Below are 15,838 nucleotides of genomic sequence, written 5' to 3'. Positions count from 1 at the left end.
ATTTTCTTCATCACTTTTGGTGTGTTTTCTATATAAATATTAATTTGTTCACTGTTCGATTCAAATCCATCAGAGTTACTTTCTTATGATGGAAAATTGTACTAAGCGGGGCCTGACCCCTGGTACACACAGTTTGTTTCCAGTATAACTAGCACACCAGAAATAAGTTTGCTCTGTTTTTAGTTGTAGACAAATTAAAATTGGAACTCCCGATCCTTCATTAGCTCTACTTCCGTTCCATCTTTTTAATGCCCACTACTTTCATATCTTCGGTACCAGGAGAACATAATTAGGGACAAGGAACCTGTCCCTCTTGTCCAAGTTCTTTTCATCAGGACCACCCTCGTTTAAAGTTTATCCTAAAAAAATAGGGCTTGTTCCACTAACCTGCCCCTTTACTTGAACATAGAGCGGCTGCTTGTTTAGCACGTCCTGCTTATTGATTTATTATTTGTTTTGATTTATCTCTTCAAGTAGTTCAATAATTCTTTTATTCTGTTTAGATTGTTCTTTCAAAAAACCAACAATTGTCCCAACAACTACAACAATAAGTAGTGCAAGAATTCACATAAATTTTCCCCTTTAGTAAGTCATTTTAGATTATCTTATTATGGTTGCGTAATAGCCTTTCTTCCATTAACCTGCCCCAACAATTGAAGAAGAGCTGTAGCTGCTATTTCCACCTATTATGGAGGATACTGTAATAGCTTCTGCATTAAATAGGGCTGTATTTATTTAAGGATATATAAAGAATTACTGCAACAAATAACATCATTATAATCCCAAGCGATAAACCTATTGTAGCTAATAGTTTCTTCTCATTCTTTCTTTGAAGAGCAAAAAGACTAACTATGATTGTTAATGGTATACCGATATACTGTAAGTTCATAAAGTATTTAGGAAACACATTAGTTAGTAGCGGGTGCAATATTAATAATATTCCTAATCCAATTGACGAATAACTTAACCAAGAATATCTTTTTACTTTCACCAAATTTCCTCCTATTCCCACTCAATCTCTTCAATTACCCTACTAAGCATTGTTCGGCTAGGCGGGGCCTGACCCCAATGTCCCGTTAAACTGCTGCCTGAATTTCTGAAAAGGAGCAATAGCTGGCTCATTTAACGGATGTTCAGTTATCGCCCCGTTGAAAAGAGTAAATTATTGCTTTAGGTTATCTTACTCTCTTTTCCTCCTCATCCTTTTCATAAAATAAATAAAAGATAGATAGACCGGATAATACAAAGAAAGGTATAGAAACAATAAAATCCTTTACTAAAAACGCAATATTGATTACGTTAATCAGCATCATTATAGAAATTACTATCTTTACTAGCATCTTACTCCCCCCTGCCTTTCGTTAACTTTTAAAGGAATAGCAAGACGGAGGTTCTTTGTCCCACTGCATATCCTCAAAAGAGCTACTCCCCTGTTCAGAGAGAACAAACCTTGTATACAGAAAAAGCCGGCACTAGGGATTTTTCCGAAAACAACAACCTACACGAAAACAGCCTTCAATAAAAACAACGGCTTTTACAGGTGGTGTTAAAGTGAATAATGAGTGAAATATTATGAGGCGCTGAAGCTATTTAGCAGTGCCTCAATATTTAGTATGCATCATTCAATGCCTTCCCCGTTTGATTGAATTTTAAAGGTAAGCTATTGCTGGTTCTACATCAAACATTCCACTTTCTTTTAAAAACTGGGAAACCAAATGGATGTGTGCAGCTCCAATAATTAACAGGGTCCTTTCTGAAGGCGAGCTTGTTATCTTGGCCAAGTTCGAGTATATTATTAAATTCCTTTGGTACCACCACCTGAGCCAATCAATACCTACATAGTCCTCCTCACTTCCGATACGTGCTACTGCCATATACTTTTCGTGGTCTTTTTTCACGCTGCTTTCTTCATTCATTTCTTTCATCAGGTCGACGATGCTTTTTTCGGCTAAGTTAAATTCTCTTCCAGGCCGATACGTTTCTTCTATGTATTTATAAAGATCAGGCTGTTCGGTTTTTGCCCACTCAAACACCTGTCCAATCCCTCTGTTCCCAACAGTTTCCATCCAATCAACTGCATAAACCTTTTTATGCCCTAACTCTGAAGCTAATCTAAAACCATATTGATGAATTTCATCAATTTTCAGCTTTAGACCATTATTCAAAAACTGCCTGTATTCCTTATTTAAGTCTTCTTCATTTTCTTTTACTACTTCAAACGCCAGCTTTGTTGGATTAAACTTTTTAATTTTATGTACAACTTCCCTAATCTCATTTTGCCTTCTATCAGTTAACAAATCATCAAATTCAACTTTATGAATATCTGGTGTATACCTCATATGAAAGGTACCTAACACCATTACTTTAGGTTTCAGTTGTTGCTGCTGCTCCATATGTATTCCCCTCCTGTTTATATAGCTTCAATAAAGAAAGCGTCAATTCTTCTTAGATCAACGCCCCTTTTATGTTAAATAAGATATGTTCATAACAACCACTATTTTTCACTCATCATTATTATCCTTGTGCTTGAAAATAACTATATTACACTCTTCACACCTTAATGCCGGCGTTTTTTTGACTTTAACCCATGCATCCCCTATTAATATTTCACTTCCAAAATCAGCAAAGATTGAATCAGGAGAGTCTGACCAGCAAATTCTTCGAGGAGAGAAAATGTATCCCTGCTTCAACTCATTAACACATTCAGGACACTTTACAACACCGTCCATTGTTCGTTACACCACCTTCTTAGTATTTCTAATTGAAGTAACCCGTTAGCAGCACAACCTTCTATACTCCGGCAAAATAACTTCGAGTTAATTATTTTCTTTTTCTCCCAGCGTCTTAGCGAACTCATTTAGTTCCGCTTCATCATCTGTCTTAAAGATGATGCCTTCGTGATTCGTCACAATATAAGTCGGGGAATCTTCATAAAGCTCTAACAATTGCTGTGTGTTCTTGACTTCATCTGCAGAGGTGTACATCGTCATAGAATGAAAAACCTTCATTGTTTCAGGAGGACTGTATACTCCTTCCTCATTGGGCTTTGGATTATAAATATAAAGACCGTATTTTCCTTTTTCCACTGTCATTTCTTCAATAAGGTCTTCTTTCGAATAAGGATTGACCGTCACTTTTTCAGCATGATAATCAGGAAGTTCTTCTTCCTCATCAAAGAGGGCCTTTACCGTTACCAATTCTTTTTCATATTTTCCTTTAATCTCAACTGTCACCTTTTGTTCAGTTTGCAAATCATCGAAGGACGTTACTTCCCCCGTTACCGCTGCGTCCTCAGCACGGACTAAAAAGGCTTCAATATTTTTTTCTTCTTGATCAAAATCCATTGTTTGTCTTTGGGATTTTGTCAATTCATCTTCAACATACACAATGATCGTTTTATTCTCTTGGTCAACACTGTGTATCTCTCCTTCAACAGAAACGGTTTCGTCGTTTGTGCATCCTGCCAAAAGCAACAATGGTATAAGTGCAATGATTCCTATATAAGACTTCATAAGCCCCCTCCATTTTGGTATGTTCTCCATGGTTACAATCCTGACTTTGGCGGCTGCTTAGTCATCAACCGCCCCTATAACGGAACAAAGGGAGCTATCCAATAACCTGGAAATTCGCCCCCTTTCTTATGGAATAACCTATACTTTAAAGACAAAACAACAAAATTATTCAAATGATTCTGCTGTTTCAATCAACTCTTCTTTCGTAACCTCATCACCATTTGCCATTAAATGATAGGTCAGATCACCGTCTTTCCAATGAAGACTCAATGAACCATTTTCAGTTTCCCCAATAGTACCATCGTGATCACCGATTTTCACTTGCTCATCATTATCAGTGCCTGTAAAGTGAACTTCACCACTATTTGTTCTTAAATCCATAAACTGACCATCCACACCATCGAATTGGAAAGTCTGCCTAAGCTCTCGTTGATCCCCTGGAGTCGGAGTAAAAGTTGCTCCTCTCACTGCAAAAGGCAATTTTGTAGGAAGTTCTGATTGAAATGCTTCCTCCTGCAGGCCTTCTTTCAAGTCTGAGTTATCAAAATCCTCGAGATTACTTGAAGCCCCACTGTTACCACACGCTGCCAGAAACAATATAGTGACAAATACAAATAGTTTTTTCATGAAATCCCTCCAGTTAATTACTTTTACGGTTGAAAACAGAAAAAGTTTCAATTTTCAGTAAATAATGACTCTAAAACGTTCCAGTAATTCCTCTGCGGGATATTTTTTCTTTTGATCATTAATATGAAGATCTTTGATAAAAAAAAACAAAAGCCTAAGATCATCAGGTCTTCGGCTTTTATCTTTCTTTAGGTGAGACTTTACTATTAAACTCCTTAGAACCATTTTTAGGTATGCTAAGGATAAATCCTACTGCCTTTTCTGTTGCTATTAAATAATAACTCCCATTATTTATCAGTTGTTTACAAAGGATGTATAGCTCTTGTGTGGTATAACCCTTAAACAAATTTATACATAAGGATGTCATCTGCATACTCTTTTTCACCTATCTTAATCTCTTTGTTTTTCCGTCCTTCTTCTTCAAAACCCATACTTTTATACAAAGAAATAGCTCTTTTATTAGTAGAAAACACTCCTAAACTCACCTTTTCTATTAATGGGTTCTCTCTTGCCCAAGTTAAAAGTTCGCTAATAAGCATTTTACCAATCCCTATCCCCCTGTAATCTCTGTGTATCATCGTTTCAAATGAGCCAGTATGAGATAACCTTTTGCGATTCGGTGATTCGAAAACTATAAAGCCAATAACTTTCTCATCTTTTTCAGCTACAATCAATGTTTCCCTTTTATTTTCTAAAATTCTTTGTATCCGAGTTCTTTGATGGTCTAATGTTTTATCGAACTCTTCTGGTAATGAAATCAAGTATTTATTTTCTGTTATAACATCTCTCTGAATATCTAAAATTGATTCTGCATCATCAAAATTACCTATACGTATGCAAACTTTGCTCTCTTTATCAGTTATCGACATTTTTTTAACCTCCTATAATAAACCCTACTGATACTTCCCAATCCACCTAACCAACTTCGTCTTACTCCGGTCATACCACTGAGCACAGAGCAAGTACTTCTTTCCGTGTATCGTTATAGGCTTAGCATAATACCGATTCCGCCCAGTATGATCCTTCTTAAGTTCTTCAATCTTACCCATGTCCGTTATCTCCCTAAGCAAAGGAAAATTCAGATCAAAAGTGTCTTTGGAGTATCTTTTTTCCTTCAAGTTTTCTATCACAGATTGCGGAACACGACCACTCTCCAACAGTCTCACTAAATCAGTTCTCGCGATTTCCCCCACCTTCTTCTCACTAACAGGCTCTGCATCCACCGCTATCCCTACGGCAATCTCTTTCTCAGCACTACTATATTCCTCATACCTGCGGGCTTTCCGACTTAACTGTTTCAGCAGCCTCTTCTTTTCCTCTATCTTTTCTTCCAACTCCAATAATTCTTTCTGCCTTAGACTTATCGTTGCTTCAAGGTGCGAGAGTTCTAAGAATTTCTTAATCATGTGGACCTCCTCTATTCATAAGCACGAATCCGGTAATATCTATGTTATTATGATTATACCAAATAAACCCATAAATTAGGAAAGGATCCCCAACATGCTTAAACAAGGAATCTATGAAGAAATCATTACGAAGAAGCTTCAGGAAGAGCTGTCTGGCTCCGATATGGATTTTGATATCGGCAAGTCCCTTCTGGATGTAGAGGAAGCGCGGAAAGTCCTTTCTTCTTACATCAGTTCGGTGACAAGGAATGCGCTGAAAGCTGTTCGCGATGAGGAGCGGAATGATGGGCAGGCTCTCCTGAGACAGATCGAGACCTGCAATGAAATCATCACGATTCTGAGCCAGCGATTGGACCGCCAGGAATTTGAACGACTGAAGATTGCTGAAGAAGGCGAAGTACTGACACATATCTACTCCAGGATGAACTCCATCCGAAGCATCGGGAATCAGGAAGTCACCCGTCCCGTGACACCCATCTCTGAGAGCTCCTTATTCACTGGCTCCAGCTACGAGCCGAATATGCTTGGTGAACTGAAGAAGGAAATCGTCTCCTCTAATTCTATCGATATGCTCGTGTCCTTCATCAAGTGGAGCGGGCTGCGGATCATTTTAGAGGAATTGAAGACCTTCACGGAGGGTGGCGGCAGGCTCCGGGTCATCACGACCTCCTACATGGAGGCGACGGATTATAAGGCGATTCAGGAGCTGAGCAAGCTTCCCAACACCGAGATCCGGATTTCCTATGATGTGCAGCGGACAAGACTTCATGCCAAGGCCTATCTTTTTAAAAGAGATACCGGCTTCAGCACGGCTTACATCGGCTCTTCCAATCTCTCCAACCCTGCTCTGACATCGGGGCTCGAGTGGAACGTGAAGGTAACCGAGAAGGATTCCTTTGATGTTCTTAAAAAATGTGAGGCGACCTTTGAAAGCTACTGGAATGACAAGGAGTTCAAAGCGTTTAACGGAGAAAATGAGGAAGACAACCTGACGCTTAAGCTGGCTTTGGAAAAAAGCAAAGTCGCTGAGGAATCGGTTCAGTATCTCTTTGACATCCAGCCCTACTACTATCAAAAAGAGATTCTCGAAAAGCTGCAGGCAGAACGGGAAGTCCATCACCGCTACAAAAATCTGTTGGTCGCCGCAACCGGTGTGGGAAAAACGGTCATTTCTGCGTTTGACTACAAACGCTTCAGGAAGGCAAACGGCGGGAAAGCAAAGCTGCTTTTCGTCGCTCACCGGGAAGAAATTTTAAAACAAAGCCTGCACACTTTTCGCGCAGTTTTACGGGAGCCTAACTTCGGTGACATGCTTGTCGGGGCACAGCAGCCGTCCTCTCTCGATCACTTATTCGTCAGCATCCAGAGCTTTAACAGCAAGGAGCTTCATCAGCATACCGAAAGCGGCTTCTACGACTTTATTGTTGTCGATGAGTTCCACCATGCGGCCGCTGACTCTTATCAAAAGCTGCTGAACCATTACCAGCCACAGATTCTCCTGGGACTGACCGCTACCCCTGAGAGAATGGATGGAAAAAGTATTCTCTCTTATTTTGATGACCACATCGCAGCCGAAATGCGGTTAACCGAAGCGGTCAATCAAAAGTTGTTAAGTCCATTTCAATACTTCTGTGTCACCGATACCGTCGATCTCTCAAACCTGAAATGGACCCGAGGCGGTTACGATACCAAGCAATTAGAAAATGTCTATACGTCCAATCACCTCAGAAGCTCGCAGATCGTCCAAAGCATACAGAAGTATGTCACGGATATCAGCGATGTAAAAGGACTGGGCTTCTGCGTATCGATTGCGCATGCGCAGTACATGGCCGATTTCTTTAACCAATCCGGCATCCCTTCCATCGCATTACATGGAGGAACCGACCGGAAATCCCGTCTGGAAGCCCAGCAGCTGCTAGTTTCAGGGGATATCAAATTCATCTTCGTCGTCGACTTATACAATGAAGGAGTCGACATCCCGGAAATCAACACCGTGCTGTTCCTGCGGCCAACGGAAAGTTTAACCGTCTTCCTGCAGCAGCTCGGACGCGGCCTTCGTCTATCAGAGGACAAAGAATGCCTGACTGTCCTGGATTTCGTCGGACAAGCCCACCGCAACTATTCATACGAAGAAAAACTGAGAGCCTTGATCGGCAAATCAAAGCACTCCGTCCAGTACTATGTCGAAAACGGATTCTTCAACCTGCCAAAAGGCTGCTTCGTTCAACTGGAAAAACAAGCAAAGGAATACATCCTGCGGAACATCAAAACCGGAGTCAATAACAAAGCAAACCTGGTAGCCAAACTGAAAACCTTCCAGCATGATACCGGGAAACCTGTTACATTGAAAAACTTCCTGGAGCACTATCACCTGGATCTCTATGACTTTTACGGAGGGAATAAAAATAGAAGCTTTTCCCGCTTGCTAGTGGACGCGGGACTTGCAGAAGATTTCACCTATGAAGGAGAACAGTGGCTTACAAGTCGCCTGCCGAACCTCTTTCATCTCAATTCAAGAAAGCTGCTGGAGTTTTTAAAAGACTATATGGAAACGGAAGAAGTGAACAGGAAAGAAGAAGAACTGATGCTGAACATGTTCTACTACTCTTTCTATCAAGCCCATCCTGAAAAAGAAGGACTCTCTTCTATAAAAGAAGGAATTGAAAAAGTGTTAGAACATCCTGCATTCAAAGAGGAGATTAAACAGATTGTAGAGGTACTATATGACTCTTTAGAGACAATTGAGTTGAAGCCGAACTTCACCTTCCCTTGCCCGCTTCAAGTCCACAGCCGCTACTCGACGGCACAAGTGCTGGCCGGATTTGACTACAACAACGAAGAGCAAAGCCCGGCGTTCCGGGAAGGAGTCAAATACTTCAAAGACAAGAACCTTGATATCTTTTTCATCACCCTGAACAAATCAGAAAAAGACTTCTCGCCATCAACACTTTACGAGGACTATGCGATAAACGAAAAACTATTCCACTGGCAAACCCAAAGTAAAGTCAGCGAAGAAAGCCCGACCGGCCAGCGGTATATCCACCACCGCCAGACCGGAAACAAAATCGCCCTGTTTGTCAGAGAATACAAAAAAGAGAAAGGCAGCATTCCTTCACCTTTCGTCTTTCTGGGGACAGCCAATTATATTAAGCACTCCGGGAACAAACCGATGAGTTTTGTGTGGGAGCTTGAGGAGGAAATGCCTTCTTATTTGGTGCCGCGGGCTAATAAGAATATATTGTAAAAATTAGAAGCACCGGCTTTCTTTTTTTATTGTGATTTTTCAAGTGATATAAGTTGTTCAAAAAAGAGCTCACTAGTGATGTGAGCTCCTATTACTTCAAGATCAAGCTTTCTTTTTCATTTTAGGTTGTCTTTATTGATCTGATACAGTTCACTGTAATGTATTAACTTATTCACTTAATTAATTGCCCTTAAACCAACCCTGGAAAGACCCAGTCCAATTAAAAATATATCAGGAATATGATAGCGAATAGGGTCACTTTTCTTTCTTTGATATGGTTTCATTACACCGATATTCACCAAGTCTTGTATAGTTGATACCTCTTTACCTTCTTGTACACCACAGAGTTTTAAAGATTGTTTTAAATCCTCTTCATAAGCAGGAAATTTAGGTAAATAATCTTTTAGATTATTGAATAAATTTTCATACTCTTTATATTCCTCTAATAAATCTTTAACTCTGTCAATAGATACTTCTTTCATGACTTCATTCAAACTTCTTGGTCTTATTATTGAAGTGGAGTAAGGATACATTTCATTAAGTTCAAGTTCTTTAACTGCAGCTTCAGCAAAGAGTTTAATTATACTTCTAGGTAAAATTCTTTCATTTGTATCTGCTAAGTGATTCCTAATCCAATTGTAAGAATAAGCAGCTTTACCCGTTCCCATGCGCTCACCAACAATTAATTTTAATATGACTTTATTAACTTCTTCTTCAGATTTAGGTATATAACCCAAAAACTTCTCATACCTTAATAAGATTCCCATTCTATTAAAAGTTGAATGGAAGTGTTGTGCCACTTCTTCTGAATTACTTGCTATTCTCTTCCATATCATTGCAAGTAATTCGTCATATGTCCAACTAAGCTTTTCAGAATAGTTCCTCAACTTAACCTTATCCGGAATATCACTAACTTCCTTTTCAAAAATATCATCACGGAGAAATATTTTTACTCTAATATTTTTATATCTAGGGAGGTATTCATACCATAAACTAATTAAAGCTGAAATCATCTTTCCTCTGTATTCTTTTCCTAACAACACATCTAGAGCATCATAAACCACTGTAACCTTTTGGTTAGTTTCATCTAAGTACTTATCAATAGTTTTCAAGTACTTCTCTATATCTTCCGATAAAGACCTATCTTTAGCCAATTCTCTAATTTTACTGTCATCATTTATGGCTTCAAATAAGTCCTTTTCTATAGATAAATCTTTTAAATGTTTACAAATATACCTTATCGCTAATAATCTCCAGTAAGATTTATAATATATAAAATCATTATGTTCACTTAATAAATCAAATGAATTACTAGAAGGGTAGTCACCAGAAATCTTTAGCCCAGGTATCCATTCCATATTTTCGATGGATTCCATAGAAAGATCGTAAAATGAAGCTAAACTTTTAGCAAAATTAGCATGTTCTAACACTGAGAATAACGCAGATTTCCCACTCCCCTTGGCTCCTAATATTAAGAACTTATCAGGCTCGAAAATAAATCTATGTTCTTTTAATGGATAGAACTTCTTTTCTAAATCTTTATCTTCATGGAACTCATGTTCAGAAGATGCGAGCTTCCCAGGCATAATTTGTTCAATTGCTCGTAAGAATTCAAATTTATTTACTGATTCTTTCTTTCCATTAGTGATCGGATTAGATCTTTCTACATTATAAGATGCTATTTGCTCAGCAAATTTCAAATATATATTAGCGTTACCGTCATTCTCTAATAGGCTAATAATTTTCTTATTTGAATTTAATATTACTGCTGGCATTTGATAGTTAACCATGTAAGGATAATGGTCAGCATTTTCTTCATATAAATCAGGTATATCTCCATCTTTATAATAATCAACTTCACATAATAAATTGTGCGCTTGTTCCAAGTAATACTCTTTTACTTCCGTTGCTTCTTCCTCTGAATTTGGAACAGGACTGTTTATTAGAAAGAAAGGAATATTTGCCTCAATCACTTTAGGGAGTACCATTTTCATTCCAGACATATTCTGTTTATTACCATAAAATAACAAAAACGAAATATCCGTGAATTGGGTTAAAGTTAGACCGCCAACTTCATGAATGCCAGTTCGGGAATCTAGGAAAATAAAATCTGGTTTGTATCTTTCATTTAATTGACTTAACAATTTGCTAATAGGATTATTTTCATTTGAGTAATTCGGCGTGTTAAAGTCTATTCTCCCCATTTTTTCTAAGTATGAATCAGAATTATCCTCGTTAGCATTAGCAGCCGGTACAACATACAATTTCCCACCTGCTGAACCAGTTAACTCTTTATTTAGTATAGGATACACGTATTCATCTATATCTAATTTGTTTTCAACATTGTTATAAATAGGACTCTCCAATAAATAATCAACTAAACCATAATTTGAATACTGGTTATTATCTGGAATAAGTAAAGATGAGAGTCCTGGTGCTTCTAAATCAAAATCTACCACAACTACTTTTTTTCCAGCCCTCACCAACTGTAATGCAGTTAATACTAATGATGTGGTTCTCCCTAGTCCACCTTTATATGAATAAAAAGTAACAACTTTCGAACTTAAATCAGATCGTATAAATTTACCTTTTTCTTTACTAAACCAATTTAATCTTGTAAGGTGTCTCTCTCCAAAATAAATATTACTTGTATCTTCAATCAAATCACATGATTTATTCAACTGAACTAATAAATTTGAATTGGATTCAACTTTCTCTATATTATGTACCCACCCCATACCAAGAGTATCCTTTAAAATGTTTCTAACAAAATCTATTAAATTGTTATCAACTTGTTCTCCTTCTATATATACAGATATTCTTCCAAATACATCTCTAACTATAAAGAAATTATATCCACTGTAATTTTTTAAAACTAGCATTTTATCTTTTAATAGCATCAAAACTTCATCAAAGTGAACAGTCATTTTATATCACCCCGTCGATTTTCATTTCATCAATCATATCAATAATTTTTTTCGACTCACTGATGTAACTATCCGCAGTCTGTTTAGTACTCCACAAGTTAGGATTATCTTCGTATCTTTTTAAGGGACCCCATTCATTATTTCCACTAAATATAGTATTACATTCAATACTTAAGTCTAAACAATATTTCCCAAGAGATGGTGCGATTGTTATATCGTTTTTAATCTTTGTATTTAAATCACTCAAACTATGACTGAAACGCCTCACATTAATTGTTGAGTCATAGGCTTTAACGATGAGTTTACCATAACTTTCTAATATATACCCAGCTAAATAACATGTATTAAAGTAACTACTGCCGGATGTATGTAGTACGTTAGCATCCTTCCACATTCTATGAGCAGTACAATAAAAATTATCCATCTTTTTAACCCTTTCTCGTGAAACTTTAAATATCTTTAACAGTTAAGCCGTTTTGTTGTATATATTCTATTCACAAAGACAGAACTCCTTTGTCAAAAGTTATATTTATTAGGCTCAGATTTCTAAACTAAAATTCCAACCTTTAAATTGGACTAAGAACCTAATTTACTTATCGATGCTACTCATCCTGATTTTCTTTAATCTTGGTGACCCTTATGTTAAAAATATTCCGACTATAGTGAATCAAGTCTAAGTAATACAGCTCTTCTCGTATTTAAAATAGCGTACCCTTTGACAGCCGTAAACGGATCCTTCCACTAACCTTCATAAAAACCTACAATATGTTCTCACGCTGTCCCCCTCCTCTTAAAACTCACTTGCCACTTTAACTATTCCAGTCCACTCTGCAATGTAAGTAATCCTGGATAGACGCTGTTAAATGGAATGTTCGTTCCTCGCAACCACTCATCTAGTAGCGGTTGTCAAAAGATACGTCCCAAATGATTCAGGTGCTTGCTTTATCTCTTCACGGGTTTTGAAAATCGCCCTGACGATCAGCAGCTTTTATTGTTTTTTGGGCGTCGGGTAATCAATAATGGGATTTTATTTGCAGCAGTTGTCTGGCCGGACCCGGCTGTAAAAAAGGCAGGGCCTGACCCCTGGTACGTTAATACGTTAGTGTACTGGGAGTCAGACCCTATTTTTGGATTAAGAAATGTTCAATTCAGTATATACTTCTTCAAACATATCATCCATAATAAACGATCTAAATTCACTATTTTCAAGCATCTTCATAAAGAACTTTTCATTTTGTCCCATTCTTGAGATAACAAAATCCATAAACGCCTTTTCATAAGAGAATTTAAAGTTATCCTTTGTGTTGTTACGAGCTTTACTAGCCAAATCTTCATTATTGATTATATCTTCTTTAATTTGGTCTCTCGAAAGCTTATCTGTGTCTGTAAATTCCGTACCAAACTTCTCATTCAATCTATCAATAATAGAAGAAAGCCTTTCTTTCTCTTCTTCTTTTCCCCCTCCTTTCCCATGCTTTGTTCCATGTAGTTCTGCTCCACCTTCAACATTTAGTGCAATACTGCCCTCAAATACTTTCTCATTGCGATAATATTGTAAGGCAATATCATCAGCAAGATAAACGTCATCAGTGGTTCGCTTCGGGAGTTTCTTTAATAGGTAGTTTAAGTAAACGAACAGCTTGTGGAGTTCAACATCACAGAATGGGGCAATTTGCAATATAAAGGAATACGTCCGGATAAATTTAGTGGCAGCTCCTTTAAAGTCTTCCTGCTGTTCTTTATCAATTTGATTATTAAAGCGTTCAACAGCTTTATCAAGAAGTGCATTAAGCATTTCTTGTGTTTTAGCTGTTTTCTTTTTCCCGTTAAACTCTAATTTACAAACTTCCTCTATCTCTACTTTTGTATATACCTGACATGCATCTAACTCTCGCTCTAAGTCATACAATACATTTGGATCAGTGGTGCTTTCTAATCCAGTTACTTCGTAGTAGGGCTGAAATGCCTCTTGGATTTCCTCCGCTTCATTTACAAAATCAAGCACAAAGGTATCATTTTTGCCCTTACACGTTCGATTTAACCTTGATAATGTTTGTACTGCCTTTATGCCTGACAGCGGCTTGTCTACGTACATTGTATGTAGCAGGGGCTCGTCAAAACCAGTCTGATATTTTTCTGCTACTAATAGAACCTGATATTCATCCGAATGAAACTTATCTGGAAGTTCCTTTTCACTAAATTTATTCATATCTGGTTCTGTATAAGAGATTCCGTTATCTTCCACTGTACCACTGAAAGCGACCACTGCTTTCATATCGTCATAGCCTTTTGATTTGATATATTTATCGAAAGCATGTTTGTATCTCACCGCATGAAGACGGCTTCCTGTCACGACCATTGCCTTCGCTCTTCCACCAATCTTATACCTTGTTACTGAGCGATAATGCTCTATAATAATTTCTGTCTTCTGTGCTATGTTATGTGGATGTAGGGATACATACTTGGCAATCTGTTTTGCAGCTTTACTTTTCACCACTTCTGGATCATCTTCCACGCTCTTCGCTACTTTGTAGTAGGTTTTATATGTGGTGTAATTCTTTAGTACATCTATAATAAAGCCTTCTTCTATCGCTTGTCGCATAGAGTAGACATGGAACGGATGTGGTTTTTCTTCGGCATCATATGTACCGAATTTCTCAATTGTCTTTGCTTTCGGAGTTGCTGTAAATGCAAAGAATGAGATGTTATCTTGGCGGCCACTCTTCGCTATTACTTCAGCAATTTTTTCTTCCATATCTCCCAGTTCTTCCTCCGCAATTCGGTCAGCTTCAACCGCTTCTTCCAAAGACTTATCAGACAAAATATTTGTCATTGCTGTGGAAGCCTTTCCGCCTTGACTACTATGTGCTTCATCAATAATGATTGCATACTTACCTTTTGCAAAGTCTCCTACTTTTTCCATGATAAAAGGAAACTTTTGAAGTGTAGTTATGATAATTCTTGTCCCGCTTGATATAGCACTTGCTAATTGTGATGAATCCTTATCGATCTTCTCTACCAAACCTGCTTTATGTTCAAGTTGATAAACAGCATCTTGTAACTGCTTATCAAGAACCCTGCGATCAGTAATGACAATCACACTATTAAACATCGCGTCATCATCTTGATTGTGCAGCTTTGCCAAACGGTGAGCTAACCAAGATATGCTATTCGTTTTCCCACTACCGGCACTATGCTGAATCAAATAATTCTGTCCTACACCTTTACCCGTTACATCATCTTCAATCTTTCTTACTACATCCAATTGATGGTAACGCGGGAAAATAACTGTTTCCCTTTTATCAATAATTTCTCCAGTGCTATCAAGTATATCTTCTTGGTTAACATAGACAAATCGAAAGAGAATGTCCAAAAGGCTGTCCCTTTGTAAGACATCTTTCCACAAATAAGATGTCTTATAATCGTTATAGACAATAGGATTGCCTTTTCCTCCTTCATTTCCTTTGTTAAAAGGTAAGAAAAAGGTCTTTTCTCCATTCAATTGTGTTGTCATGTAAACCTCGTCTGTATCCACTGCTAAAAAGACAATAGCACGCTTTTTAAATTGGAAGAGAAGCTCTCTTGGATCTCTGTCATTTCGGTACTGCTTTTTGGAGTCTTCCACTGTTTGTCCTGTTAATTGGTTTTTCAATTCTAATACAGCGATGGGGAGTCCATTAAGCGAAACCATCTTATCAATACTGTTATTATTCTTACTGCTGTAAAAAACTTGTCTGCTAACAGTAAAGATATTTCGTTCATATTGTTCGATAAGAGTTCGGTTCATGGTGCTGACAGGTTTATTAAAGGCAAGTTTCAGCGTCACACCATAGTCTTTAATGCCATGTCGCAGAACATCAATCGTACCACGCATTCCAAGCTCTTTATGCAGACGATCAATAATCTTTGCCTTATATTGTTCCTTATACACCTTATGTAACCGTTCGAGAGCTTTTGGTTGGGTTGCTTCTAAAAATTGAAACAACACTTCTACATCTAATGCATACTTCTTAAATGAATCTAATGCTTGTCCCGTTAGTTTTCGCTTTAAAAAACCAGATTGTCTCAAACTTTCCTCAATATTTTCCTCAAACCCTCTTTCACTATAATCTATCGCCATAA

Annotated in this window: 11 protein-coding genes; 1 reads left to right on the top strand and 10 read right to left on the bottom strand. The window is 37.7% G+C overall.

Going from position 1 to position 15,838, the window contains the following annotated elements; all coding sequences use genetic code 11:
• Positions 1–715: 715 nt before the first annotated feature.
• The 7 genes from BSG1_RS05105 to BSG1_RS05070 all read right to left on the bottom strand — a co-directional run bounded on the left by BSG1_RS05105 (position 716) and on the right by BSG1_RS05070 (position 5,545).
• The gene (locus BSG1_RS05105; RefSeq protein WP_044022441.1) at positions 716–991 is read right to left on the bottom strand and encodes a hypothetical protein; all 276 of its coding nucleotides are present in this window, start codon (positions 989–991) and stop codon (positions 716–718) included.
• Between the two features lie 658 nt (positions 992–1,649).
• Complete coding sequence (locus BSG1_RS05100; RefSeq protein ID WP_006835839.1) at positions 1,650–2,393, bottom strand: DUF5694 domain-containing protein; 744 nt, start codon at positions 2,391–2,393, stop codon at positions 1,650–1,652.
• Between the two features lie 108 nt (positions 2,394–2,501).
• On the bottom strand, positions 2,502–2,729 hold the full coding sequence (locus tag BSG1_RS05095) for a PF20097 family protein (protein ID WP_006835838.1): 228 nt from the start codon (positions 2,727–2,729) through the stop codon (positions 2,502–2,504).
• 87 nt (positions 2,730–2,816) lie between these two features.
• Positions 2,817–3,512 (bottom strand): hypothetical protein, encoded by a 696-nt coding sequence (locus BSG1_RS05090; RefSeq protein ID WP_044022440.1) that lies wholly within the window; start codon positions 3,510–3,512, stop codon positions 2,817–2,819.
• Between the two features lie 165 nt (positions 3,513–3,677).
• Entirely contained in the window at positions 3,678–4,139 is a 462-nt protein-coding gene (locus BSG1_RS05085; protein ID WP_044022439.1) for a DUF4367 domain-containing protein, read from the bottom strand.
• 338 nt (positions 4,140–4,477) lie between these two features.
• Positions 4,478–5,008, bottom strand: a complete 531-nt coding sequence (locus BSG1_RS05075) for a GNAT family N-acetyltransferase (protein WP_006835834.1) — start codon at positions 5,006–5,008, stop codon at positions 4,478–4,480.
• A 24-nt stretch (positions 5,009–5,032) separates the two neighbouring features.
• The gene (locus BSG1_RS05070) at positions 5,033–5,545 is read right to left on the bottom strand and encodes a hypothetical protein (RefSeq protein WP_006835833.1); all 513 of its coding nucleotides are present in this window, start codon (positions 5,543–5,545) and stop codon (positions 5,033–5,035) included.
• A gap of 94 nt (positions 5,546–5,639) precedes the next feature.
• Here BSG1_RS05070 and BSG1_RS05065 point away from each other — a divergent pair, with 94 nt between their 5' ends.
• A complete protein-coding gene (locus BSG1_RS05065) occupies positions 5,640–8,789 on the top strand; it encodes a DUF3427 domain-containing protein (RefSeq protein ID WP_006835832.1) in 3,150 nt (1,049 codons plus the stop codon).
• A gap of 176 nt (positions 8,790–8,965) precedes the next feature.
• Here the strand turns inward: BSG1_RS05065 and BSG1_RS05060 are convergent, their stop codons facing one another.
• From BSG1_RS05060 to BSG1_RS05050, 3 genes are all read right to left on the bottom strand, one after another.
• Positions 8,966–11,716: a tyrosine-protein kinase family protein gene (locus BSG1_RS05060; RefSeq protein WP_006835831.1), complete on the bottom strand. Its 2,751-nt coding sequence runs from the start codon at positions 11,714–11,716 to the stop codon at positions 8,966–8,968.
• Between the two features lies 1 nt (position 11,717).
• On the bottom strand, positions 11,718–12,140 hold the full coding sequence (locus BSG1_RS05055) for a hypothetical protein (protein WP_006835830.1): 423 nt from the start codon (positions 12,138–12,140) through the stop codon (positions 11,718–11,720).
• Between the two features lie 708 nt (positions 12,141–12,848).
• On the bottom strand, positions 12,849–15,836 hold the full coding sequence (locus BSG1_RS05050) for a type I restriction endonuclease subunit R (protein ID WP_006835829.1): 2,988 nt from the start codon (positions 15,834–15,836) through the stop codon (positions 12,849–12,851).
• Positions 15,837–15,838 lie beyond the last annotated feature (2 nt).

The organism is Bacillus sp. SG-1 (assembly GCF_000181495.1).
Lineage (GTDB): Bacteria > Bacillota > Bacilli > Bacillales > Bacillaceae_B > Rossellomorea.
Note: the sequence above shows the minus strand (reverse complement) of the source record. Positions and strands in the feature narration are given on the sequence as shown.

Bases quoted from the DNA above. Each gene is read 5' to 3' on its own strand.
- BSG1_RS05090 (WP_044022440.1), bottom strand. From the start codon at position 3,512: ATGAAGTCTTATATAGGAATCATTGCACTTATACCATTGTTGCTTTTG.
- BSG1_RS05050 (WP_006835829.1), bottom strand. From the start codon at position 15,836: ATGGCGATAGATTATAGTGAAAGAGGGTTTGAGGAAAATATTGAGGAA.
- BSG1_RS05075 (WP_006835834.1), bottom strand. From the start codon at position 5,008: ATGTCGATAACTGATAAAGAGAGCAAAGTTTGCATACGTATAGGTAAT.
- BSG1_RS05100 (WP_006835839.1), bottom strand. From the start codon at position 2,393: ATGGAGCAGCAGCAACAACTGAAACCTAAAGTAATGGTGTTAGGTACC.
- BSG1_RS05070 (WP_006835833.1), bottom strand. From the start codon at position 5,545: ATGATTAAGAAATTCTTAGAACTCTCGCACCTTGAAGCAACGATAAGT.
- BSG1_RS05085 (WP_044022439.1), bottom strand. From the start codon at position 4,139: ATGAAAAAACTATTTGTATTTGTCACTATATTGTTTCTGGCAGCGTGT.
- BSG1_RS05060 (WP_006835831.1), bottom strand. From the start codon at position 11,716: ATGACTGTTCACTTTGATGAAGTTTTGATGCTATTAAAAGATAAAATG.
- BSG1_RS05095 (WP_006835838.1), bottom strand. From the start codon at position 2,729: ATGGACGGTGTTGTAAAGTGTCCTGAATGTGTTAATGAGTTGAAGCAG.
- BSG1_RS05055 (WP_006835830.1), bottom strand. From the start codon at position 12,140: ATGGATAATTTTTATTGTACTGCTCATAGAATGTGGAAGGATGCTAAC.
- BSG1_RS05065 (WP_006835832.1), top strand. From the start codon at position 5,640: ATGCTTAAACAAGGAATCTATGAAGAAATCATTACGAAGAAGCTTCAG.